Here is a 21,537-nt window from a genome sequence, read left to right as displayed (position 1 = left end):
GAGTCTGATCGAGAGTCGCCGTCCGCGCCGCCCATTTAGTGTGGTCGGCATGGCGAACCGACTCGCGGACGCGACCAGCCCGTACCTCCTGCAGCACGCCGGGAACCCGGTCGACTGGTATCCGTGGGGCGAGGAGGCGTTCGCGGAGGCACGACGGCGCAACGTCCCGGTGCTGCTGTCCATCGGCTACGCGGCCTGCCACTGGTGCCACGTGATGGCGCACGAGTCGTTCGAGGACGCCGACGTCGCCGCGTACCTGAACGAGCACTTCGTGTCGGTGAAGGTGGATCGCGAGGAACGTCCCGACGTCGACGCCGTGTACATGGAGGTCACGCAGGCCATGACCGGCCACGGCGGGTGGCCGATGACGGTGTTCCTCACGCCCGACGCCCGCCCGTTCCACGCGGGCACCTACTACCCGCCGTCGCCGCGGCCGGGCATGCCGTCGTTCCCGCAGCTCATCGAGGCCGTGGCGGCCACCTGGGCCACACGCCCGGACGAGGTCCTGCAGTCCGCCTCCGCCGTGGTGGAGGAGATCTCCAGGAACGCCGCGCCGCTACCGCCGTCCACTGTGGACTCCGATGCGCTGGCGGGCGCGGTGGTGTCGTTGCTGGGCGAGTTCGACCGGCGCAACGGCGGGTTCGGCGGCGCACCGAAGTTCCCGCCGTCGATGGTGCTGGAGTTCCTGCTGCGCCACCACGAGCGCACCGGGTCGGTCGAGGCGGTCTCGATGACGACCGCGACGGCCGACGCGATGGCGAACGGCGGCATGTACGACCAGCTCGGCGGCGGGTTCGCGCGGTACAGCGTCGACGCGTCGTGGGTGGTGCCGCACTTCGAGAAGATGTTGTACGACAACGCTTTGCTGCTGCGCTTCTACACGCACCTGACGAGGGTCACCGGTTCGGAGCGCTATGCGCGCGTCGCTCGTGACACGGCGTCGTTCCTGCTGCGGGACCTGCGGACCGCCGAGGGCGGGTTCGCGGCTTCGCTGGACGCGGACACCGACGGCGTCGAGGGCCTGACCTACGTGTGGTCGTTCGAGGAGCTGGGGGAGGCGGCCGGGGCGTTCGGGGTCACCGAGGAGCCGAACTTCGAGGACGGCAGGTCGACCCTGCGGTTCGTGTCGGAACCGGGCGAGGACGTGCGGGCCGCGCTGCTGGCCCGTCGTGCCGAACGACCGCAGCCCGGCCGGGACGACAAGGTGGTCGCGGCGTGGAACGGCATGGCGGTCGCGGCACTGGCCGAGGCGGGCGCGTTCTTCGGCGAACCGGCGTGGGTCGCGGCGGCCGCGGAGGCGGCGGAGCTGCTGGCCTCCGTGCACCTGGTCGAGGGCCGGCTGCTGCGGACGTCGCGGGACGGCGTGGCCGGACCGTCGTTCGGGGTGCTGGAGGACTACGGCTGCGTCGCCGACGGGTTGCTGGCGCTGCACCAGGTCACGGGGTCGATCCGGTGGCTCGACCTGGCCTGCGGGCTGCTGGACACGGCGCTCGTGCGGTTCGCCGTCGCGGACACGCCGGGTGCCTACTACGACACCGCCGACGACGCCGAGGCGTTGGTGCGCCGGCCCGCGGACTCGACCGACAACGCGTCGCCGTCCGGGGCGTCCTCGCTGGCCTCGGCCCTGGTGACGGCGGCTCTGCTGGTGGGTGCCGAACGGTCGTCGCGGTACGTGGAGGCCGCTTCGGCGGCGGTGACGCGGGCCGGGCTGCTGGCCGCCCGTGCGCCGCGGTTCGCCGGTCACTGGTTGACGGTCGCCGAGACGTTGGTCGCCGGGCCGTTGCAGGTGGCCGTCGTGGGAGCCGACGACGACCCGCGTCGTGCGTCGTTGTGGGTGGCGGCGGTCGCGCATGTGCCCGGAGGCGGCGTCGTCGTGGCGGGAGAGCCGTCGTCCGTGCCGCTGCTTGAGGACCGTCCACTGCTCGACGAGGCACCTGCGGCCTACGTGTGCCGCGGTTACGTGTGCGATCTGCCCGTCGCGTCGGTGGATGCGCTGGTCACTTCGCTGACGGCGAACACCCTCTGAGCGATTGCAGGCGTAACGTCGGCAACGACGTAATCATGTAATCAGGGGTGGTTCCGATGGGACGAGGATGGCGAGGACGAGGCGGGTGGCAGCAGGCTGACCTGCCGTCGGCCGACGACGCGGCGGCGTGGTTCGCGGGCAGGCTGCCCGACGCGTGGTTCACCGGTGCGCCGGAGGTGGTCGTCGACCGCGAGGAGATCACGGTCGTCGGCACGCTGGCGGACCTCGAGGGCGAGTTCGACGACGCCTCGCGTGCCGCGGCCGAGTCGGGCCGGATCGCCCGCTGGCGCGAGGAGACGCGGGACGAGCGCATCGAGATCGCCCGCCAGGCCGAGCACCGCTACGGCCGCAAGGTGGCGTGGGGCGCGGTCCAGGGAGGCACGCGTGAGCTGTTCACGCACCTGGCCGTCCCGGTGATGACGCGGCTGCGCCAGCCGGAACGCCAGGTGCTCGACACGCTGGTCGCCGCGGGCGTGGCCCGGTCTCGTGCCGATGCCCTGGCGTGGGCCGTGCGTCTGGTCGGTGAGCACGCCGACTCGTGGCTCGGTGAGCTGCGGGACGCGATGTCGAAGGTCGACGACCTGCGTTCGCAGGGACCCGACCTCACGTGACGCTGGGAGCCGTCCGTTCGACCACCGGGTCGGCGGACGGCTCAGGCGCTTTGCGGAGCCCGATGACGCACCCGAGTGCGACCGTGGTGACGCCGAGGACGGACACGAGCGTGAGCTCCTGTGCGCCCAGCACGACCGACGTGGCCAGGCCGGACACCGGCATCAGGCCGATGAGCACGCCGGCGCGGTCGGAGCCCAGCCGGTTCACGGCGAAGTACCAGAGCCCGAACGCCAGCGCGGTGACCAGGAGCGCGAGCAGCACCAGCGCGAACGCCTGCCGCGTGTCCGGCACCCGCCAGCCGCCGGCGAACGTGCCGAGGACGGCGCCGATCACCGCGGCGAGCAGGCAGGTCCAAGTGGCCACGCCCAGCACTCCGAGCCGGCGCACGACTCCGACGGCGAACAGCGTGAAGCAGACTTCGCCGGCCATCGTGAGCAGCGCGAGCGCGAGGCCAGGACCGTGCCACGAGCCGCCGCCGGACAACAGCACGATGCCTGCTGCCACCACCGCGGCACCGACAAGAGCCGACGTCGTGCGTTGGCGCGAGAGCAGCGCGAGTGCGATGGGGGAGCCGCCCATCACGGCGGCCACGAAGCCTGGTTGCGCGTACTGCTGCGCGGCGAGGAGCACGGCGTTGAAGCCGAGCATGCCCGTGACGACGACGCCCAGCAACGGCGGGATGTCGCGCCACGACGGCATGGGCAGACGGCGCGCGACCAGCAGCAACACGGCCGCGGCCAGTGCGTACCGCATGGCCTGTCCGGTCAGGACCGGGTAGCCCTCCAGCATCCCCGTGACCGGCACCGACGCTCCGACGATCGTTGCCGCTGTCGCTCCCGCGGCCACCCCGAGTCTCATGGCTGTAGAGCCTCGCGTCGAACTGGTCCAGGTTTAAGCTCCACTTCAATGGCCACGAACTGGACCACTTTTCGCGAGCTGCTGCTGCCCGGGCACCAGCGGCGGCGCGGCGTGGAAGTCGAGCTGCGCAGGGCGATCCGCGACGGACGGCTCGTGCCGGGCACGCGGCTGCCGTCGAGCCGGGACCTCGCTGCGCAGCTCGGGGTGGCGCGCGGGACCGTGACGTCGGCGTACACGCAGCTCGTGGCCGAGGGGTACCTCACCTCGCGCCGGGGTTCGGGCACCACGGTCGCGAGCCTCGGGCCCGCGGGCGCGTGCGGCGTGCCGGAACCACCGCGGCGGTGGCGGTACAACCTGCGGCCCGGGCTGCCCGCGCTGGGCGCCTTCCCGCGTGCCGAATGGGTTTCCGCGCACCGGGCCGCGCTGGCCGAGCTGCCGGACGACGACCTGGCCTACCCGGACCCGGCCGGGTTCGTGGGGCTGCGCAGGGAGATCGTCGACTACCTGGCGCGGGTTCGTGCCGTGGTGGCACGGGATGCGGTGATCACCAACGGCGCCGCGGACGGGTTGCAGCTCACCGCGCGGGTTCTGGACGGCAGCATCGCGATCGAGGAACCCAGCCACTTCGGCAGCGAGCACATGCTGCGGTCGCACGGGCTGAACACCGTGCCAATTCCTGTTGATGACAAGGGAATCCGGGTCGACCTGCTGTCGCGAACGGACTGTCGCGCCGTGCTGGTGACGGCCGCGCACCAGTTCCCGTTGGGCATGGTGCTGCACCCGGAACGGCGGCGCGCGCTCGTGGAGTGGGCGCGCGAGCGGAACGGGTTGATCATCGAGGACGACTACGACGCCGAGCACCGCTACGACCGGCCGGCGCTGGGGGCGTTGCAGGCGCTCGCGCCCGACCACGTCGTGTACCAGGGGACGACGAGCAAGGTGCTCGCGCCCGCGTTGCGGCTCGGGTGGCTGGTGGTGCCGGAACGCCTGCGCGAGGACATCGTGCGGCGCAAGCAGTACAACGACATGGGCACCGGCACGATCCCGCAGGCCGCGTTCGCGCACCTGTTGCGCACGGGCGGCTATGACCGGCATCTGCGCCGTACGCGCGCGCTCTACCGGGCGCGGCGGGATGCGCTGCTGGAAGCCGTGGCGGAGCATCTGCCCGGATGGCAGGCCGTCGGTGTGGCGGCCGGGTTGCACGTAGTGCTGCGCATGCCGGACGGGACGGACGACCTCGCGTTGAAGAGCAGGCTCGAGTCGCGTGGGGTGAACGTGTGGGCGTTGGCGCAGTACACGCGCACGCCGATGCGGCCGGGGCTGGTGCTCGGGTACGCGGCACTGTCCCCCGACCGGCTGCGCGAGGCGGTCGGGGAGATCGCGGCCACTTCCTGGGAGGTCTAGAGGATGTGCTCGCGCTTGGCGCTGAGGTCCGCGTCGGCGCCGAGGACGTGTTCGCGGTCGCCGGCGCCGGGAGCGGTGAGAACGGCGGCGAACAGGAGGACGGCAGCGATGAAGGCGCGCATGGCTCGGTAAACCCCCAGGTAGAACCGTTGGTCGGGCCAGCCTAGCCCGCGTCTCGAGAAATTGTCAGTGCTCGGGTGCACCATGGATCCGTGCTCCTCTCCGAAGTAGTCGACACGTCGGCCGCCGTGGCGGCGACCCGGTCGCGCCTGGCCAAGGTCAAGGCGCTGTCGGCGTTGCTGCGCTCGGCGACCGCCGACGTCGTGGTCGCGGTGGTGTCTTTCCTCATCGGCACGCCGCGGCAAGGTCGCATCGGCACCGGCTGGCGCACGGTCGTCGACCTCGCCGTGCCCCCGGCCGCCGCGGCCGGGCTCACGGTCGCCGAGGTCGACGCCGCGCTGGCCGAGGTGGCGGGAACGTCCGGCAAGGGCTCCGCGCAGCGCAGGGTCGACCTGCTGACCGCGCTCTTCGCCCGTTCCACTGAGGCGGAGCAGGACTTCTTACGCCGGCTGCTGACCGGCGAGCTGCGCCAGGGCGCGCTGGAAGGCGTGATGCTCGACGCCATCGCCTCGGCGGCCGACGTGCCGGGCGAGACCGTGCGCCGCGCGTTCATGCTGTCCGGCCGCCTGCCGGAGACGGCCGTGACGGCGCTGGAGGGCGGTGCCGAGGCGCTGGAGGCGTTCCGCCTGGAGGTGGGCCGCCCGCTGCGCCCGATGCTCGCCTCGCCGGCGGAGTCGCTGGACGAGGCCCTGGAGGAGCTCGGCAGCTGCGTGGTGGAGCACAAGCTCGACGGCGCGCGCATCCAGGTGCACCGCTCGGGCGACGAGGTGCACATCTTCACGCGCACGTTGCGCGAGATCACCAAGACCGTGCCCGAACTGGTCGAGCTGGTCCGCGGCCTGCCGTGCACGTCCGTGGTGCTCGACGGCGAGACCCTGGCCCTGACCGACGAGGGCAGGCCACGCCCGTTCCAGGAGACGATGAGCCGCTTCGGCGCGCAGGACGAACGCGAGCTGCTCCTGCACCCGTACTTCTTCGACTGCCTGCACCTCGACGGCGAGGACCTGCTCGACGCACCCCTGCGCGAACGCCTGGCGGCGCTGCAACAGGTGGCGGGCGCCCACGTCATCCCCGGCGTGCTGGACCCGTCGCCCGCACAGGCGTCCGAGGTGGTGAAGGCCTCCCTGGCCGCGGGCCACGAGGGCGTGATGGTGAAGTCCCTAACCTCGCCCTATGCCGCCGGCCGCCGAGGCAGCGCCTGGCAGAAGGTGAAGCCGGTCCACACCCTCGACCTGGTGGTGCTGGGCGTGGAGTGGGGCAGTGGCCGCCGCCAGGGCTGGCTGTCGAACCTGCACCTGGGCGCCCGCGACCCGGACGGCGGCCCGCCCGTGATGGTCGGCAAGACCTTCAAGGGCCTCACCGACGAGCTGCTGAAGTGGCAGACCAAGGCACTCCAGGAGATCGCCACCTCCGAGAGCGAGTGGGTGGTCATGGTCCGCCCGGAGCTCGTCATCGAGATCGAGCTGGACGGCGTCCAGGTCTCGCAGCGCTACCCCGGCGGAGTGGCCCTGCGCTTCGCCCGCGTGGTGCGCTACCGCCCGGACAAGGACCCGTCGGAGGCGACGACGATCGACGAGGTGAGGGCCCTGCTGCCAAGCGCGCAACCGCCGCAGGGCTGAGGGTGACCAGACGGCGCTGGGCAGGCGGCGCTGGGCAGACGGAGGTGGAGCTGGGGCGGCGCCGCGGCGGACAGCCCGTCCGCAGGCCCTCGCCGTCTCCTCGCGCCGCCCGCCACCCTGCCTGTCCCGCCCTGTCCCACCCCGCTCCACCGGCGAAAATCGCGTGCGACCCGTCCCCGCTCGCCAATACCGTCCGCCCGGTGACCGACGCTGCCGCGCTCCTCCGCGCGTTCGACGACCAGGCCCGCTCCGCTGAGTGGACCTCCCGCGACCCCGAGGCCACCGTCGACCGCGACGGCCCGGTCCACCGGGTGTCCTGGCCGCAGAGGCAGGGCTTCGTCGCGGGATCGCCCGATTTGGGCGTCACCGGCCGCGACCTGGACGAGCTCATCGCCCGCCAACGCGACTTCTTCCAAGCCCGCGGCCAGGACTTCGAGTGGAAGACCTGGGGTCACGACAGCCCGGCTGACCTGCCCGAACGGCTCGTGCAAGCAAGCTTCGAGTCGGACGGCCGGGAGACGGTGCTCATCGGCAGGGCCGCAGAGATGGCCGCGCCCGTCCGCCTCGAAGAGCGCATCACGCTGCGCGAGACCAGGGACGAGGCCGACATCCGGAAAGCCGTCGCGTCGTCCAGCGAGGCGTTCGGCAAGGACGTCAGCTACCTCGTCGACTACCTGGTCGAGAAGAAGGACGACCCGGACACCGTCATCGTCCTCGCGGAAGCACAGAACAGGATCGTGTCGTCGGCACGGCTGGAGGTCGTGAAGGGCACCGCGTTCGCAGGTCTGTGGGGTGGCAGCACACTGGCCGAGTGGCGCGGCAAGGGCATCTACCGCGCGCTCATCGCCCACCGGGCCGAGGTGGCGCTCCGGCGAGGCGTCGAGTACCTCCAGGTCGACGCCACCGAGGACAGCCGGCCCATCCTCGAGCGGCTCGGGTTCGTCGCGGTGACCACGACCACCGGGTACGTCTGGACACCGTGAGAACCTGCGAAGACGGGTAGCGTGGAAGCACGTGCGGTTCATCGAAGGGCATCGACCCTCTTACGACCTGACCTACGACGACGTGTTCCTCGTCCCCGGCCGCAGCGCCGTGGAGTCCCGGTTCGGCGTCGACCTCTCCACCTCGGACGGCACCGGGGCCACGATCCCGATCGTCGTCGCGAACATGACGGCCGTGGCCGGGCGGCGGATGGCCGAGACCATCGCGCGGCGCGGCGGGATCGTCGTCATCCCGCAGGACGTGCCGACGGAGGCCGTCGCGGAGATCACCTCGTGGGTCAAGGAGCGGCACCCGGTCTGGGACACCCCGCTGACGCTCACCACGGGCGACGCGGTGGCCGACGCGTGGAACCTCATCCACAAGCGGGCACACGGCGCGGTGGTGGTCGTGGACGACGGGAACCGGCCGCTCGGGGTCGTCGACGAGGCGGCGCTCACGGGCGTCGACCGGTTCGCGCGTCTCGGCGACGTGATGAACACCGACGTGCTGAAACTGCCCCTCGGCACCAAGCCGCAGGAGGTCTTCGAGAAGCTCCACCACAGCACGCACAAGATCGCGCTCGGCGTCGACGGGCAGGACCGGCTCAGCGGTGTGCTGACCGAGCTCACCGCGTTGCGCGCCGAGGTCTACAAGCCCGCGACCGACGGCGACGGCAGGCTGCGGATCGCCGCCGCGGTCGGGGTCAACGGCGACGTGCGGGCCAAGGCCGAGGCGCTGATCAAGGCCGGTGTGGACGTCCTCGTCGTGGACACCGCCCACGGCCACCAGGAGAAGATGATCACCGCTATCAAGGCGGTGCGGGAGGCGAACCCGGACGTGCCGATCGCGGCGGGCAACGTCGTCACCGCGGAGGGCGTGCGGGACCTGGTCGAGGCCGGCGCGGACATCATCAAGGTCGGTGTCGGGCCGGGCGCCATGTGCACCACGCGCATGATGACCGGCGTCGGACGGCCGCAGTTCAGCGCTGTCGCGGAGTGCTCGGCCGAGGCGCGCAGGCTCGGCAAGCACGTCTGGGCCGACGGCGGCGTGCGGCATCCTCGCGACGTGGCGCTGGCGTTGGCCGCCGGTGCCAGCAGCGTCATGGTCGGCAGCTGGTTCGCGGGCACCTACGAGTCCCCCGGCGACCTGCAGCGCGACGAGCGCGGAAATCTCTACAAAGAATCGTTCGGAATGGCGTCGAAACGAGCCGTGACGGCCCGCACGCGCAGCGACAACGCGTTCGACCGCGCCAAGAAGGGGTTGTTCGAGGAAGGCATCTCCACGTCGAAGATGCGCCTGGACCCGGTGCGCCCGAGTGTGGAGGACCTGCTCGATGCGATAACCTCCGGCGTCCGCTCGGCCTGCACGTATGCCGGCGCGACCTCGCTGGAGGAATTCCACACCAGGGCAGTTCTCGGCATCCAGTCTGCGGCTGGGTTCGCGGAAGGACGGCCCCTGCCAGGGGGATGGTGAAATGGACGAAGCGGTCGAGGTAAGAGATCTCCGCAAAATCTACAAACCCGGACAAAAACCGGCGGTCGACGGATTGAGCTTCACCGTCCGCCGCGGTGAGGTGTTCGGTTTGCTCGGCCCGAACGGAGCGGGGAAGACGACCACCGTCGGCGTGCTGACCACGCGCGTCCGCCCCACCGAGGGGCAGGCGTTCGTGGAGGGCGTCGACGTGGTCGCCGACTCCCAGCGCGCCCGGCAGCTGCTCGCCGTCGTGCCGCAGCGCAACAACCTCGACCGCTCGCTCAACGCGCGGCAGAACCTGCTGTTCCACGCGGCCTACCACGGCATCGGGTCGAAGGAACGCGAAGCGCTCGCCGACGACATCCTCGAACGCATGGGCCTCAAGGACCACGCGAAGGCGCTCGTCGACACGTTGTCCGGCGGCCAGGCGCAACGGCTGATGATCGCCCGCGCGCTCATGCACCGCCCGAAGGTGCTGTTCCTCGACGAACCGAGCACCGGCCTCGACCCGCAGGCCCGCCTCTTCGTCCACGAACGCGTCACCGCCCTGCACGACGAGGGCGTCACGGTCGTGCTGACCACGCACGACATGGACGAGGCCGCCAAGCTGTGCGACCGCGTCGGCATCGTCGACCACGGCAAGCTGCTCACCCTCGACACGCCGGAGGAGCTGACCAGGAACCTGCCCGGCAGCACCACCGTCAGCGTCACGGTGAGCCCGAACGGCCACGAGTCCGCGAAGATCGTCCAGGCGCTGTCCGAAGTGGACGACGTGCAGCGCGTCGAGGAGCTCGGCGCCATGTTCCGCGTCTACACCGACGCCGACACGTCCGTCACGCTGCCCGCGGTGCTGAACGTGCTGCGCGACCTCGACGTCGTCGTCAGCGACGTCGCGATCGGCAAGCCCAGCCTGGAGGACGTGTTCATCCACCTGACCGGCAGGGAGCTGCGGTGAGCCAGCTGACGACGTTCCGGGCGATCCTGTGGCGCGACGTGTTCGTCACGGGCCGCGAGCTGCCGAGCTTCCTCGCGCAGGTGATCATCCAGCCGTTCTTCACCCTCTTCATCTTCGCGAAGGTGCTCGGCGACGTCGGGTACGTCCAGGGCGACTTCGCCCAGGTGCTGCTGCCCGGCATCATCGCGATGAACGGGTTCCTGGGCGCGTTGCAGAACACGACGCTGCCGCTGGTGCTCGACTTCTCGTGGACGCGGGAGATCGAGGACCGGCTGCTCGCGCCGATCGCCATCCCGCTCGTCGCGGTGGAGAAGATCGTGTTCGGCGCGATCCGCGGGTTCGTCGCGGCACTGCTGATGGTGCCGGTCGGGTTCGTCATGCTCGACGTGCACTGGGCCTGGGAGGGCCTTCCCGGCGCACTGCTGGTGGTCGTCCTCGGCTGCCTCGCGGGCGGCTCGGTCGGCATGGTCATCGGCACGTCGGTGCCCGCGCGGCGCGTCAACATCATGTTCGCGGTCATCCTGACCCCGTTGCTCTTCACGGGTTCCGCGCAGTTCCCGTGGCGGTCGCTCAGCGACGACCTGCTGTGGTTCAAGGTGATCTGCGCGCTCAACCCGCTGACGTACGTGAGCGAGGGCATGCGCGCCGAGCTGGTGCCGGGCGTGCCGCACATCCCGTTGCCGGTGGTGCTGCTCGTGCTCGTCGTGGCGATCGCGGGCTTCGGCGGCCTGGGCCTGCGCGGGTTCATGAAGCGCGCGCTCGACTAGCCGCACAGCGACGAGAACGGCCCCGCGCAACGCGAGCGCGGGGCCGTTCCTCGTTCAGGACGCTAGGAGGCGTAGTCCTCCAGCATCTCCGTCACGAGGGCCGCGATCGGCGAGCGCTCCGAGCGGGTCAGGGTGACGTGGGCGAAGAGCGGGTGTCCCTTCAGCTTCTCGATCACCGCCGCCACGCCGTCGTGCCGGCCGACCCGCAGGTTGTCGCGCTGCGCCACGTCGTGCGTCAGCACCACCCGCGAGTTGCTGCCCAGCCGCGACAGCACGGTCAGCAACACGTTGCGCTCCAACGACTGCGCCTCGTCGACGATCACGAAGGAGTCGTGCAGCGAACGGCCGCGGATGTGGGTGAGGGGCAGGACCTCGAGCATCCCGCGGTCCATCACCTCCTCCACGACTGCCTGGCTCACCAGCGCGCCGAGGGTGTCGAACACCGCCTGCGCCCACGGCCCCATCTTCTCGTTCTCGCTGCCGGGCAGGTACCCGAGCTCCTGGCCTCCCACCGCGTAGAGCGGCCGGAACACCACGACCTTCCGGTGCTGCCTTCGTTCCATCACCGCTTCGAGGCCGGCGCACAGCGCCAGCGCCGACTTGCCGGTGCCCGCACGTCCGCCCAGCGAGACGATGCCGACATCGGCGTCGAGCAGCAGGTCCAGCGCGATCCGCTGCTCAGCGGACCTCCCGTGCAGTCCGAACGCCTCCCGATCTCCGCGCACCAGCCTGATCTGCTTGTCCGCGGTCACCCGGCCCAGAGCGCTCGACGTGCCCGCCAGCAACCTCAGTCCGGTGTGGCAGGGCAGCTCGGCGATGTGCTCCAGGTCCTCGTACTGGGTCGGGTCGACGACGTTCTCCTTGAACAGGCCGTCCACGAGGGACTGGGGAACGTCCAGATCGGACATGCCCGTCCAGCCTGACAGGGTGACGTCGTGCGCCCGGTACTCCTCCGCCGGCAGGCCGACCGATCCGGCCTTGACCCGCAGCGGCATGTCCTTCGTCACCAGGGTGACGTTGCGCCCCTCAGCCGCGAGGTTGAGGGAGCAGGCGAGGATTCGGGCGTCGTTGGAGTCCGTTCGGAAACCTGATGGCAACACCTCCTGGTCGGAGTGGTTGAGCTCGACGTGCAAGGTGCCTCCCAGATCCCCGATGGGGATCGGCGAATCGAGGCGACCATGCCGCAAGCGCAGGTCGTCGAGCAGACGCAGTGCTTCCCTCGCGAACCAGCCCAGTTCGGGGTGGTGGCGCTTGCCCTCCAGCTCGCTGATCACCACGAGCGGGAGCACGACCTCGTGCTCCGCGAACCTGGTGGGGGCGAGGGGATCGGACAGCAGTACCGACGTGTCCAGCACATATGTCGTGATGGCCGGAGCGGCGGACTTGCGCCGGGAGGAAGAACTGCGCGATGAGCCTGAGGAACGGCTCGCGGGACGTCGTGCGTTCACGGCAACTCCCTCACGAACGCGGCACCCGCGTCCGCTCCTCGCTGGGCCAGGCACCACCCTGATCGGTCGTCTCGCCATCCGCCGGTGAAGGCGTCAGGCAGGTCGACCACGAGGGCCGGGTGCCGGCCCCCTCGCGACGTCATCTGCCACGATCAGAGCCTCCCTGCGCGGTCCGCAGTGGTCGCGTCCCGCCGGTTTCGAAGTTACCTGTGGAAGTGCCCCATCGGCACGAAGCCACACAGGTGAATCCGAACTCGTCATCTGCCCGAAAGCTGTCCGAAACGTGACCGCAGACGTGTTCGCACTGGTCAGATGCTGTTTTCGTGGGCGTTGCGCGCGAGCCACGAAAGACCGTCCCTGACTTCGTTCTCGAGCGATTTCGGCACGAGGGGCTCGTCGAGAAGTCTCAGATAGCGGGAGTCGAGCGCTTCTCCAGGCGCGCGGACGTCCAGCCAGGCCCTCACGAGCCGGACTCCCTCGACGTACGTCGTGGTGTACGCGCGCCACAGCGGATCCGCCAGAAAACGAACCATCTGCCGTGCCCGGCGCTCGGGCACTAGCAGCCACCTGCGCAGATGCGCAACAACGTCATCCTGATCCGCACCTCGATCGTGTAGCAGCAGGGCGGCGTCCTGCCGGACGGTGAGCAGGCCCGCCGCCGCCGACTCGACCTTTTCGGACAGTTCGCCGTCCATTCGCAACCCGAGGTCGCCGAAGATCTGCTCCGCCCAGACGCCCCAGCCCGGCCCGACGGCGGCGTGCAGCCCGAGGTCGGCCATGCCCTCGGCCATCAGGCACTGCGGCGTGTTGATCAGGAAGATCGACTGCTCGGCGTACCCGCGCTTGGCGACCAGCCCGGCGTCCTTGCGGCAGTGTTCGGTGTGGTGGCCGGGGTACGACTCGTGCGCGACCAGGTGCGGCAGGTTCGACATGCGGTGGCCCAGGTCGGCGTTCACCGCGACCCGGCTGCGGTAGCCGCCGAGGTAGTAGTTGAAGCCGCTCCACGGCTTGTTGGTGACGACCTGGTACTCGACGATCTCCTGCTCGGGCAGCGCGTACTTCTGCCGCACGCGGTCCCTCAACGCGCTGGAGACGGCCTGCACCGCGCCCTGGAGCCGTCGCGCGGGCACCTCGTCGGCCGTGCGGAAGGCCTGGAGGCGGTCGGCCAGCGTGCCCGGTCCCGCGAGGACCGCGTCGAGCCTGCGGTGGGCCTGCGCGTACGCGTCCTCGTCGCCGGGGCGGACGCGGACCTGGAAGTACTGCTCGACCTCGTCGACGAACGAGACGCGCTCGCCGTCGAGCTTGCGCGCGGTGCACTCCAGCGCCCGCAGGTGCGCGTCGAGGAACTGTTTGCGCTGCTCACTGAGGCTGCTGCCGGATAGTTCCCTGCGCAGCTGCCGCGCGTGGCCGCCCAACGCCCTGGGGTGCAGGCGCGGCTCGTTGTCGACGGCGCGGCTCAGTGCCGGGTCACCGGTGAACGAGTCGACGAACCCGGACACCAGGCGCCCGAGCCGCAGCCCGAGCACCAGATATCCGCGAACCAGCTCGTCAGCGTCCATGAGTCGGAGAGCGTAGAGCGTCTACCACAGCGCTTTGCGCGCGACCGAATGCCGAAACGACGACCACCTGATCGGGGAATGTTGTTGATCATGTCGTCACACAATGGTGTCACTCGGGCGGCCGATTGCGATCACTGCCTATAGCGTTTCTGCCCGGAGACCCCACCGCTCCGGAGATCCCCGAAGACTCCGGAAATGACGGGGATAACCCGACATGAAGGAGAATGACGTGAAGAAGGCCATTGCCGCGGTTGCTGCCGCTGCTGCGCTGTCGCTCGCGTTCGCCCCGGCCGCCATGGCCGGCGAGGGTCACCAGGACTACCCCGGCCAGGGCTACCACTGGTCGAACGGCCCGCTGCTGGTCCTGCTGAACGGCAACAACCTCAACGGCACGATCGGCGCCTGCGGCAACAACGTCGGCGTCCTCGGCGCGGCTGTGCCGATCAACTCGCCGTCGCTCACCGGGTCGTGCGCCGCCGGCGGCGTCGTCGACGAGGGCTGACCTCGCTTTTCAGATCTGCGTCCGGGGGCGCCATTTCTGGCGCTCCCGGATTGTTTTAAACCGTTTTGAACCTTCATGAGGAGAAAATCGTGCTGAAGAAGGCTGCCGCCGTTCTCGGCGTCGCTGCGGCGTTCATGGCCGTCGGTTCCACCGCGATGGCCGACCCCGGCTACCACTGGGACAACGCGCCCCTCCTGGTCGTCGGCAACGCCAACAACCTGAACCTGACCGGCGGCGTGTGCGGCAACAACGTCGGCGTGCTGGGTGCGGCTGTTCCGGTGAACTCGCCCTCCATCACCGAGTCCTGCGCCGCCGGCGGCATCGAGGACGGCGACGACTGGTACGGCTGGAACGACTAGTCACGTCTGCTGACTGCTCCGAAGGGGCGCCCACCTCGCGGTGGGCGCCCCTTCGACGTCTCAGCTGCCGTAACGGCGGTGGCGCTTGGCGTACTCGCGCATCGCCCGCAGGAAGTCCGTGCGGCGGAAACCGGGCCAGTAGGCCTCGCAGAACCAGAACTCCGAGTGCGCCGACTGCCAGAGCATGAAGCCGGAGAGCCGCTGCTCACCGGACGTGCGGATGATCAGGTCGGGGTCGGGCTGCCCGGAGGTGTAGAGGTGCTCCGCGATGTGGTCGACGTCGAGCACCTCGGCCAGCTCCTCGATGGTGCCGCCGCGCTCGGCGTGCGCCTGCAGGAGCTTCCGCACGGCGTCCGCGATCTCCTGCCGCCCGCCGTACGCGACGGCGACGTTGACCTGGATGCCGGTGCGGTTCTTGGTCTTGTTCGCGGCGTTCGTGAGCCGCTCGGCGTGCTCCGCGGGCAGCATGTCGATCGCGCCGACGTGGCGGACGCGGAACGGGTTGCCGTCCTCGGCCAGCTCGTCGGTGATGTCGGCGATGATGTCGAGCAGCGGAGCCAGTTCCGCGGCGTCGCGGTTGAGGTTGTCGGTGCTCAGCATCCAGAGCGTGACGACCTCCACCTTGGCGTCACCGCACCACTCGAGCAGCTCGAGGATCTTGCGCGCCCCGGCCCGGTGCCCGTCCGCGACGTCGGTGAACCCGGCCTCCTTGGCCCACCTGCGGTTGCCGTCGAGGACCACGCCCACGTGCTGGGGAACCTGTGTCCCGCTCAACTCGCGCCGGAGGATCCACTCGTAGAGGTGGATAGCGACGTCTTTCACACGGGTCCGGAGTGCCACGCCAGAAGAGCGTACGCCGTGCGGGCTTCATCACTGGGCAGCGGCCCGAAACCTACGGTCGCGTAACCTAAGGTCCTGTGACGACAGCGACCATTCCTCCACAGCCCGGACTGCGGCCGCGCCTTCGTGGGTGGCTGCACCTCTGGTCGTTCATAGCCTCGGTGGCGACAGGCGCGACCCTCATCGCCCTCGCCGCGTCCACGGTGTCCGCACGAGCGGCCCTGGCCACCTCGGTCTACGGCCTGACCGTCCTGGGCCTGTTCGGCGTCTCGGCGCTCTACCACCGCGTGACGTGGACGTCCGAACGCGTCCGCACGTGGATGAAACGCCTCGACCACTCCATGATCTTCGTGTTCATCGCCGGCACGTACACGCCGTTCGCCCTGCTGGCGATGAACCCCTCGACCGGCTCGACCGTGCTGTGGGTGGTGTGGATCGGCGCGCTGCTCGGCGTGACGCTGAAGTTGGCCTGGCCGCACGCGCCGAGGTGGCTCGGGGTGCCGATCTACATCGCGCTCGGCTGGGTAGCGGTGTTCGTGCTACCCGAGCTGCTGCACCACGCCGGCGTCGCGGCCCTGGTGCTGCTGCTCGTCGGCGGGGCGCTCTACACCGTGGGGGCCGTGTTCTACGCGACCCGGTGGCCGAACCCGTGGCCGCAGGTGTTCGGGTACCACGAGTTCTTCCACGCGGCGACCGTGGTGGCGGCGATCTGCCACTACATCGCCATCTGGCTCGCGATGTACTCCTGACCTGGCGTTTCGTTGTTGCTTGATCTTGTCAGGCCGTCTCCAGGCCGTCAGCCCGCTTCTTCGGTTTGAAAAGCGCGTTGGCGGCCTTCCTGCTCTTGTCCCCGCTGGACGGCATCAGGTGCGTGTAGACGCGCAGCGTGAAGCCGGGGTCGTGGCGGCCGAGGTTCACTGAGAGCGCCTTGACCGAGACGCCGCCCTCCAGCTGAGCGGACGCATAGAGGTGCCGTAGGGCGTGCATCCCGTCGTCTTGCGGCACGTACTCCTGTCCGGCTTCTCCCAGGGCAGCGTGACGGCGACCGGCGGGAACTCCTTCTTGCTCTTGGGTGGAGCCCACATCACCCTCTGGCTCGCGATGTACTCCTGACCCCGATCCGGTGCCGGGCGACCCGGCACCGGACCTCAAAGCCTCAACGACCGCCGCGCGCCATGTGCAGCACGTCCAGAGCGGCGTCCAGCTGCTCCTCGCTCAGCTTCGAAGGCACGTGTCCGCGCTCCAGCACCACCTCGCGGATGGTCTTGCGCTCCTTCAGCGACTGCTTGGCGATCGAAGCCGCCTCCTCGTAGCCGAGGTAGCGGTTCAGCGGCGTCACGATCGACGGCGACGACTCCGCGTACTCCTGCATCTGCGCCACCTGGGGTTCGGTGCCGGCCAGCACCTTGTCGGCGAGCAGGCGGGCCACGGCGGCCAGCAGGCGGGACGACTCCAGGACGTTGCGGGCGATGACCGGCAGCATCACGTTCAGCTGGAAGTTGCCCTGCGAGCCGGCGAACGCGACGGTCGCGTCGTTGCCGATCACCTGGGCCACCACCATCATCGTGGCCTCCGAGATCACCGGGTTGACCTTTCCCGGCATGATCGACGAGCCCGGCTGGAGGTCCGGCAGGGCCAGTTCGCCCAGGCCCGTGCGGGGGCCGGAGCCGAGCCAGCGGAGGTCGTTGGCGATCTTGAACAACGCCACGGCGGAGGCGCGGAGCTGGCCCGAGATCTCGACCACGCCGTCCTGGGTGGCTTGGGCCTCGAAGTGGTCGCGGGCCTCCGTCAGGGGCAGGCCCGTCGCGGTCGCCAGTTCGGCTGCCACCAGGGCGCCGAACTCCGCGGGGGCGTTGAGGCCCGAGCCGACTGCCGTGCCGCCGATCGGGAGCTCGGCCAGGCGCGGCACCGACGAAGAGAGCCGTTCCACCGAGTAGCGGACCTGGGACGCCCAGGCGCCGACCTCCTGGCCCAGCGTCACGGGCACGGCGTCCATCAGGTGCGTGCGGCCGGACTTCACCAGCGACGACCACTCGGCCGCACGTGACTCCAGCACCTCCAGCAGGTGGGAGAAGGCCGGGATCACGTCGGTCACCACGGCTTCGGTGGTGGCGACGCGCAGGGTCGTCGGGAAGGTGTCGTTGGACGACTGCGAGGCGTTGACGTGGTCGTTCGGGTGCACGTCGCGGCCCAGCGCGCGCGTCGCCAGGGTGGCGATGACCTCGTTGGCGTTCATGTTCGACGACGTGCCCGAGCCCGTCTGGAACACGTCGACCGGGAAGTGCTCGTCCCACGAACCGGCGGCCACCTCGTCGGCCGCGGTGGCGATGGCGGAGGCCACGTCGTCGGGCAGCACGCCGAGGCGGGCGTTCACGCGGGCCGCGGCGCCCTTGAGCAGGCCCAGGGCCCTGATCTGGGCTCGTTCCAGGCCTCGACCGGAAATCGGGAAGTTCTCGACCGCGCGTTGGGTCTGGGCGCGCCACAATGCGTCGACCGGAACGCGGACCTCACCCATCGTGTCGTGCTCGACGCGGTACTCCTGTTCAGACATACCACGAGTCTCTATCGTCGATCACAGCACTGCCACCCACCACTGGCAGAAGGGCCCTCTCATGGAGCGTGACGTCGACCTCCTCATCGTGGGTGCTGGTCCCACGGGGTTGTTCGCCGCCTACTACGCAGGCTTCCGGGAAATGAACGTCGCGGTCGTCGACGCCCTGCCGGAACCGGGCGGGCAGGTCACGGCGATGTACCCGGAGAAGATGATTTTCGACGTCGCGGGGTTCCCGGCGATCCGCGGGCGCGATCTGGTCAACGGGCTGGTGGAGCAGGCGGCGCAGTTCAAGCCCGACTACCTCCTCGGGCGGCAGGCGCGGACCTGTGAGTCCACTGAGGACGGTCTGCGGATCGGGCTCGCGGACGGCACGACACTCAACGCCAAGGCCATGCTGATCACGGCCGGCATGGGGGAGTTCAACCCGCGTCCGCTGCCCGCGGGCAACGGGTGGCTGGGGCGCGGCATGGTGCACTTCGTGCCCGTGCTGGCCGAGCACGCCGGCCAGCACGTCGTGATCGTCGGCGGTGGCGACTCGGCGTTCGACTGGGCGCTCGCGCTGCACCCGATCGCCGCGAGCGTCACGATCGTCCACCGCAGGGCCAACTTCCGCGCGCACGCCGCCACGGTGCGGCAGGTGCGCGAGCTCGGCGTCGAGATCATCACGGACGCCGAGGTGCTCGCGTTGCGCGGCGAGCTGCTGTCCGAAGTGGACGTCAAGGTCAAGGGCGAGGACGCCAGAACGCTGCCCGCGCAGACCGTGGTGGCGGCGCTCGGGTTCACGGCCGACCTCGGGCCGATCGAGTCGTGGGGGCTGGAGCTCGACCACCGCGCGGTCGTCGTCGACACCACGATGAAGACCAAGATCGACCGGATCTACGCGGCGGGCGACGTCGCGCAGTACCCCGGCAAGGTGAAGCTCATCGCCACCGGCTTCGGCGAGGCGGCGACCGCGGTCAACAACATCGCGGTCCTGCTCAACCCGTCGGCGCACCTCTTCCCCGGGCACTCGAGCGACGCGAGCTGAGCGCGGGGCTCACAGACCCGGCAGCGGTGCCGGGTCGTGCTTGGCCAGGTGCTGGAAGATGATCGACGTGCGGAAGCCCACGATCTCCTTGCGGGGGCTGAGCTTGTCGAACAGGAACGCGTGCAGGTGCTCGTTGTCCTGGGCGCCCACGTGGATCAGGAAGTCGTCGCTGCCCGCCATCACGAACACCGCCTGCACCTCGGGCAGTCCCGCGGCGAACGCCTTGAAGCTGTCGATGACGGCCCGGCTCAGCGGACGGACCTGCACGGACACCAGCGCCTGCACACCCCGGTTCAGCGCGGACGGGGCGATGTCGGCGTGGTAGCCGCGGATCACACCGCGTTCGCGCAGCAGGCGGGTGCGTTCCAGGCAGGTCGACGGCGCCACGCCGACCTTGCGAGCGATGTCTCGGTTCGACTGCCGGGCATCGCGCTGCAGTTCCCGCACGATCGCCGAATCAAGTTCATCCACCGCACACCCCTGAAAGCCGCTGCCGAATCAAGTTCGGGAAACAGTCAACCGAACTGGCGTTCACCCTAACTTCGAGGTCAAAGCATGACTGAAGTTCGGGAGGAACGCAGATGTGGGAACACGAGCGTCTCGTGGTCCGCACGGGGAAGCGGTCGGGGGTGACCACGATGGTCGCCATCCACTCGACCGCGGCGGGGCCGGCGGTCGGCGGGTGCAGGATGAAGGCGTACGGGCAGATCACCGACGCCGTCACGGACGTGCTGCGGTTGTCGAAGGCCATGACGCTCAAGTGCGAGGCGGCGGGGATCCCGCACGGCGGGGCCAAGAGCGTGATCGTCGCCGACCGGCCGCTCACGCCGGAGCAGCGCCGGGACGTGCTGCTCGACCACGCCGACCTGGTCAACGAGTTCGGCGGCGCCTACCGGGCGGGTCCGGACGTCGGCACCGGACCGGACGACATGGCGGTGCTCAGGGAGCTCACGCCGTGGGCCTACTGCCTGCCGGAGGACCAGGGCGGCACGGGGTCGTCGAGCGGACCGACGGCGCGAGGTGTCCTGGCGGCGCTCAAAGCGGCCGCGGAGCACACCTTCGGCACGGCCGACCTCACCGGCAGGAAGGTCGTCATCAGCGGGTTCGGGTCAGTCGGCGAGCTGATCGCGGAAGGACTCCCCGGCGCCGACATCACAGTGTCCGATGTGGACGAGAGCAGGCGGAGCGACCGGTTCGGCTGGGTGCACCCGGACGAGGCGTACAAGGTCAAGGCCGACGTGCTCGTGCCCGCGGCGGTGGGCGGGGTGCTGAGCCCGGACACCGTGCGGGAGCTGGACGTGCGACTGGTCGTGGGACCGGCGAACAACCAGCTCACCGACGACGGCGTCGCGAACTTGTTGGCAGAGCGCGGGATCGTGTGGGTGCCCGACCACGTGGCCAGCGCGGGAGGCGTGATCTACACGCTGGCACGGGAAGACGACGGCGACGACCACGACACGGCGTTGCGGCGGGTGGACGTCATCGAGGACACCGTGCGGAAGCTGCTCGCGAACCGCTGACGGACGACGTGCTGCTGCCCACCGGCGCCTCCACCGGTGGGCAGCTGTCGGACGGAGCCGTTACGGAAGGACCTGGACCTGCTCGCCGACCATGAGGTTGTCGTAGAACACCTGCGAGGCGTCCCAGGACATCCGGATGCAGCCGTGCGACTGGACCGCCGTGTCGCCCTGGTGGAACGCGATACCGGTCGTGGTGAAGTACACCGCGTTCGGCATCGGGCCGTTGTAGGGGACACTCCAGTCGTTCTTCACCTTGCGCAGCACCGAGAACGTGCCCACCGGGGTCTCGTACCCCGGCTTGCCGTGGCTGATCGGCACCGGCCCGTAGCTCACGTTGCCGTTGTAGACCAGCCACGCCTGGTTCGTGCTCTTCACGAGGCACGCTCCGTTGTGGACGGTGCATCCCGCCTGCGCTTGCGCGGGAACTGCGAAACCGAGGATCAGGAGCACCGTCGCGATCAGAACTCGCATCTCTCATCACCCCTCGGTAGTGGAGTAACCACTCTGGGGTGATCTGAATCATAGAGTTATGGAAACGCCGTCAGGCGACCACTTGCACCGACTCGCCGATCGCGAGGTTCGTGAAGTAGTACTGCGCCGACGCGCGGTCGAGGTGGATGCAGCCGTGCGACGGCTCGGTCAGCGAACCCTCGTGGAACGCGATGCCGCTCTGGGTGAAGTACGTCGACCACGGCATCGGGCCGTTGTACGGCCGGCTCCACTCGTCCTTCACCTTGCGCAGCACCGGGAAGTTGCCCAGCGGCGTCTCGTAGCCCCTGCGCCCGTGCGTGATCGGCACCGGACCGTAGGCGATCTTGTCGCCGCGCAGGACCCACGTCTGGTTCGTGGAGAGCTGGATGCACGCGCCGTCGCTGATGGTGCACGGCGTGGGCTTCACGACCGGCGGGGGCGG

The 21,537-nt window shown here is 69.9% G+C and carries 23 protein-coding genes; 13 read left to right on the top strand and 10 right to left on the bottom strand.

What is annotated here, in order from left to right:
- The first annotated feature begins 49 nt into the window (after positions 1-49).
- Together VF330_RS35535 and VF330_RS35530 are read left to right on the top strand one after the other, a co-directional pair.
- On the top strand, positions 50-2,026 hold the full coding sequence (locus VF330_RS35535) for a thioredoxin domain-containing protein (protein ID WP_330856122.1): 1,977 nt from the start codon (positions 50-52) through the stop codon (positions 2,024-2,026).
- 56 nt (positions 2,027-2,082) lie between these two features.
- Positions 2,083-2,637, top strand: a complete 555-nt coding sequence (locus VF330_RS35530) for a hypothetical protein (RefSeq protein WP_330856121.1) — start codon at positions 2,083-2,085, stop codon at positions 2,635-2,637.
- Here the strand turns inward: VF330_RS35530 and VF330_RS35525 are convergent.
- Positions 2,630-3,496: a DMT family transporter gene (locus tag VF330_RS35525; RefSeq protein ID WP_330856120.1), complete on the bottom strand. Its 867-nt coding sequence runs from the start codon at positions 3,494-3,496 to the stop codon at positions 2,630-2,632. The two genes, VF330_RS35530 and VF330_RS35525, sit on opposite strands and share 8 nt — an antisense overlap.
- 48 nt (positions 3,497-3,544) lie before the next feature.
- Between VF330_RS35525 and VF330_RS35520 the strand changes: the two genes are divergently transcribed.
- Positions 3,545-4,900 (top strand): PLP-dependent aminotransferase family protein, encoded by a 1,356-nt coding sequence (locus VF330_RS35520; protein ID WP_330856119.1) that lies wholly within the window; start codon positions 3,545-3,547, stop codon positions 4,898-4,900.
- Here the strand turns inward: VF330_RS35520 and VF330_RS35515 are convergent.
- Entirely contained in the window at positions 4,897-5,022 is a 126-nt protein-coding gene (locus VF330_RS35515) for a hypothetical protein (RefSeq protein ID WP_330856118.1), read from the bottom strand. The genes VF330_RS35520 and VF330_RS35515 overlap by 4 nt on opposite strands.
- Before the next feature lie 90 nt (positions 5,023-5,112).
- Here VF330_RS35515 and VF330_RS35510 point away from each other — a divergent pair, with 90 nt between their 5' ends.
- From VF330_RS35510 to VF330_RS35490, 5 genes are all read left to right on the top strand, one after another.
- Entirely contained in the window at positions 5,113-6,639 is a 1,527-nt protein-coding gene (locus VF330_RS35510; RefSeq protein WP_330856117.1) for an ATP-dependent DNA ligase, read from the top strand.
- 200 nt (positions 6,640-6,839) lie between these two features.
- Positions 6,840-7,622 (top strand): GNAT family N-acetyltransferase, encoded by a 783-nt coding sequence (locus VF330_RS35505; RefSeq protein ID WP_330856116.1) that lies wholly within the window; start codon positions 6,840-6,842, stop codon positions 7,620-7,622.
- Positions 7,623-7,653: 31 nt separating this feature from the next.
- Positions 7,654-9,093, top strand: coding sequence for a GuaB1 family IMP dehydrogenase-related protein (locus VF330_RS35500; protein ID WP_330856115.1), 1,440 nt, complete (start codon positions 7,654-7,656; stop codon positions 9,091-9,093).
- A 1-nt stretch (position 9,094) separates the two neighbouring features.
- The gene (locus VF330_RS35495) at positions 9,095-10,048 is read left to right on the top strand and encodes an ABC transporter ATP-binding protein (RefSeq protein WP_330856114.1); all 954 of its coding nucleotides are present in this window, start codon (positions 9,095-9,097) and stop codon (positions 10,046-10,048) included.
- The gene (locus VF330_RS35490; protein WP_330856113.1) at positions 10,045-10,815 is read left to right on the top strand and encodes an ABC transporter permease; all 771 of its coding nucleotides are present in this window, start codon (positions 10,045-10,047) and stop codon (positions 10,813-10,815) included. Before VF330_RS35495 ends, VF330_RS35490 begins: the two co-directional genes overlap by 4 nt.
- A gap of 62 nt (positions 10,816-10,877) precedes the next feature.
- Here VF330_RS35490 and VF330_RS35485 read toward each other — a convergent pair whose 3' ends face one another.
- Both VF330_RS35485 and VF330_RS35480 read right to left on the bottom strand, forming a co-directional pair.
- On the bottom strand, positions 10,878-12,182 hold the full coding sequence (locus VF330_RS35485; protein ID WP_414675530.1) for a PhoH family protein: 1,305 nt from the start codon (positions 12,180-12,182) through the stop codon (positions 10,878-10,880).
- Between the two features lie 389 nt (positions 12,183-12,571).
- Positions 12,572-13,822: a DUF885 domain-containing protein gene (locus VF330_RS35480; protein WP_330856111.1), complete on the bottom strand. Its 1,251-nt coding sequence runs from the start codon at positions 13,820-13,822 to the stop codon at positions 12,572-12,574.
- 229 nt (positions 13,823-14,051) lie between these two features.
- Between VF330_RS35480 and VF330_RS35475 the strand changes: the two genes are divergently transcribed.
- Entirely contained in the window at positions 14,052-14,324 is a 273-nt protein-coding gene (locus VF330_RS35475; protein ID WP_330856110.1) for a hypothetical protein, read from the top strand.
- Positions 14,325-14,413: 89 nt separating this feature from the next.
- Positions 14,414-14,683 (top strand): hypothetical protein, encoded by a 270-nt coding sequence (locus VF330_RS35470; protein ID WP_330856109.1) that lies wholly within the window; start codon positions 14,414-14,416, stop codon positions 14,681-14,683.
- Positions 14,684-14,743: 60 nt separating this feature from the next.
- Here the strand turns inward: VF330_RS35470 and VF330_RS35465 are convergent, their stop codons facing one another.
- Positions 14,744-15,523, bottom strand: coding sequence for an isoprenyl transferase (locus VF330_RS35465; RefSeq protein ID WP_330856108.1), 780 nt, complete (start codon positions 15,521-15,523; stop codon positions 14,744-14,746).
- A gap of 77 nt (positions 15,524-15,600) precedes the next feature.
- Here VF330_RS35465 and trhA point away from each other — a divergent pair, with 77 nt between their 5' ends.
- The gene (trhA, locus tag VF330_RS35460; protein ID WP_330856107.1) at positions 15,601-16,272 is read left to right on the top strand and encodes a PAQR family membrane homeostasis protein TrhA; all 672 of its coding nucleotides are present in this window, start codon (positions 15,601-15,603) and stop codon (positions 16,270-16,272) included.
- A gap of 28 nt (positions 16,273-16,300) precedes the next feature.
- On the opposite strand, the gene VF330_RS35455 is transcribed toward trhA, so the two are convergent.
- Together VF330_RS35455 and VF330_RS35450 are read right to left on the bottom strand one after the other, a co-directional pair.
- A complete protein-coding gene (locus tag VF330_RS35455) occupies positions 16,301-16,528 on the bottom strand; it encodes a hypothetical protein (RefSeq protein WP_330856106.1) in 228 nt (75 codons plus the stop codon).
- A 151-nt stretch (positions 16,529-16,679) separates the two neighbouring features.
- Positions 16,680-18,074 carry a class II fumarate hydratase gene (locus tag VF330_RS35450; RefSeq protein WP_330856105.1) on the bottom strand — a complete coding sequence of 465 codons (1,395 nt, stop codon included), beginning with the start codon at positions 18,072-18,074 and terminating at the stop codon, positions 16,680-16,682.
- Positions 18,075-18,135: 61 nt separating this feature from the next.
- On the opposite strand from VF330_RS35450, the gene VF330_RS35445 reads away from it, so the two are divergent.
- Positions 18,136-19,104 (top strand): NAD(P)/FAD-dependent oxidoreductase, encoded by a 969-nt coding sequence (locus tag VF330_RS35445; protein WP_330856104.1) that lies wholly within the window; start codon positions 18,136-18,138, stop codon positions 19,102-19,104.
- 9 nt (positions 19,105-19,113) lie between these two features.
- Here VF330_RS35445 and VF330_RS35440 read toward each other — a convergent pair whose 3' ends face one another.
- Positions 19,114-19,575: an Lrp/AsnC family transcriptional regulator gene (locus VF330_RS35440; RefSeq protein WP_330856103.1), complete on the bottom strand. Its 462-nt coding sequence runs from the start codon at positions 19,573-19,575 to the stop codon at positions 19,114-19,116.
- Between the two features lie 110 nt (positions 19,576-19,685).
- Between VF330_RS35440 and VF330_RS35435 the strand changes: the two genes are divergently transcribed.
- A complete protein-coding gene (locus VF330_RS35435; protein ID WP_330856102.1) occupies positions 19,686-20,624 on the top strand; it encodes a Glu/Leu/Phe/Val dehydrogenase dimerization domain-containing protein in 939 nt (312 codons plus the stop codon).
- Positions 20,625-20,684: 60 nt separating this feature from the next.
- Here the strand turns inward: VF330_RS35435 and VF330_RS35430 are convergent, their stop codons facing one another.
- Entirely contained in the window at positions 20,685-21,095 is a 411-nt protein-coding gene (locus tag VF330_RS35430) for a L,D-transpeptidase (protein WP_330856101.1), read from the bottom strand.
- 70 nt (positions 21,096-21,165) lie between these two features.
- Positions 21,166-21,537 (bottom strand): L,D-transpeptidase (locus VF330_RS35425; RefSeq protein WP_330856100.1); only part of this gene is annotated, 372 nt, incomplete at its 5' end.

Source organism: Lentzea sp. (assembly GCF_036380075.1).
In the GTDB taxonomy this organism is placed as follows: domain Bacteria; phylum Actinomycetota; class Actinomycetes; order Mycobacteriales; family Pseudonocardiaceae; genus Lentzea.
This window is presented reverse-complemented; position numbering and strand designations above follow the sequence as displayed.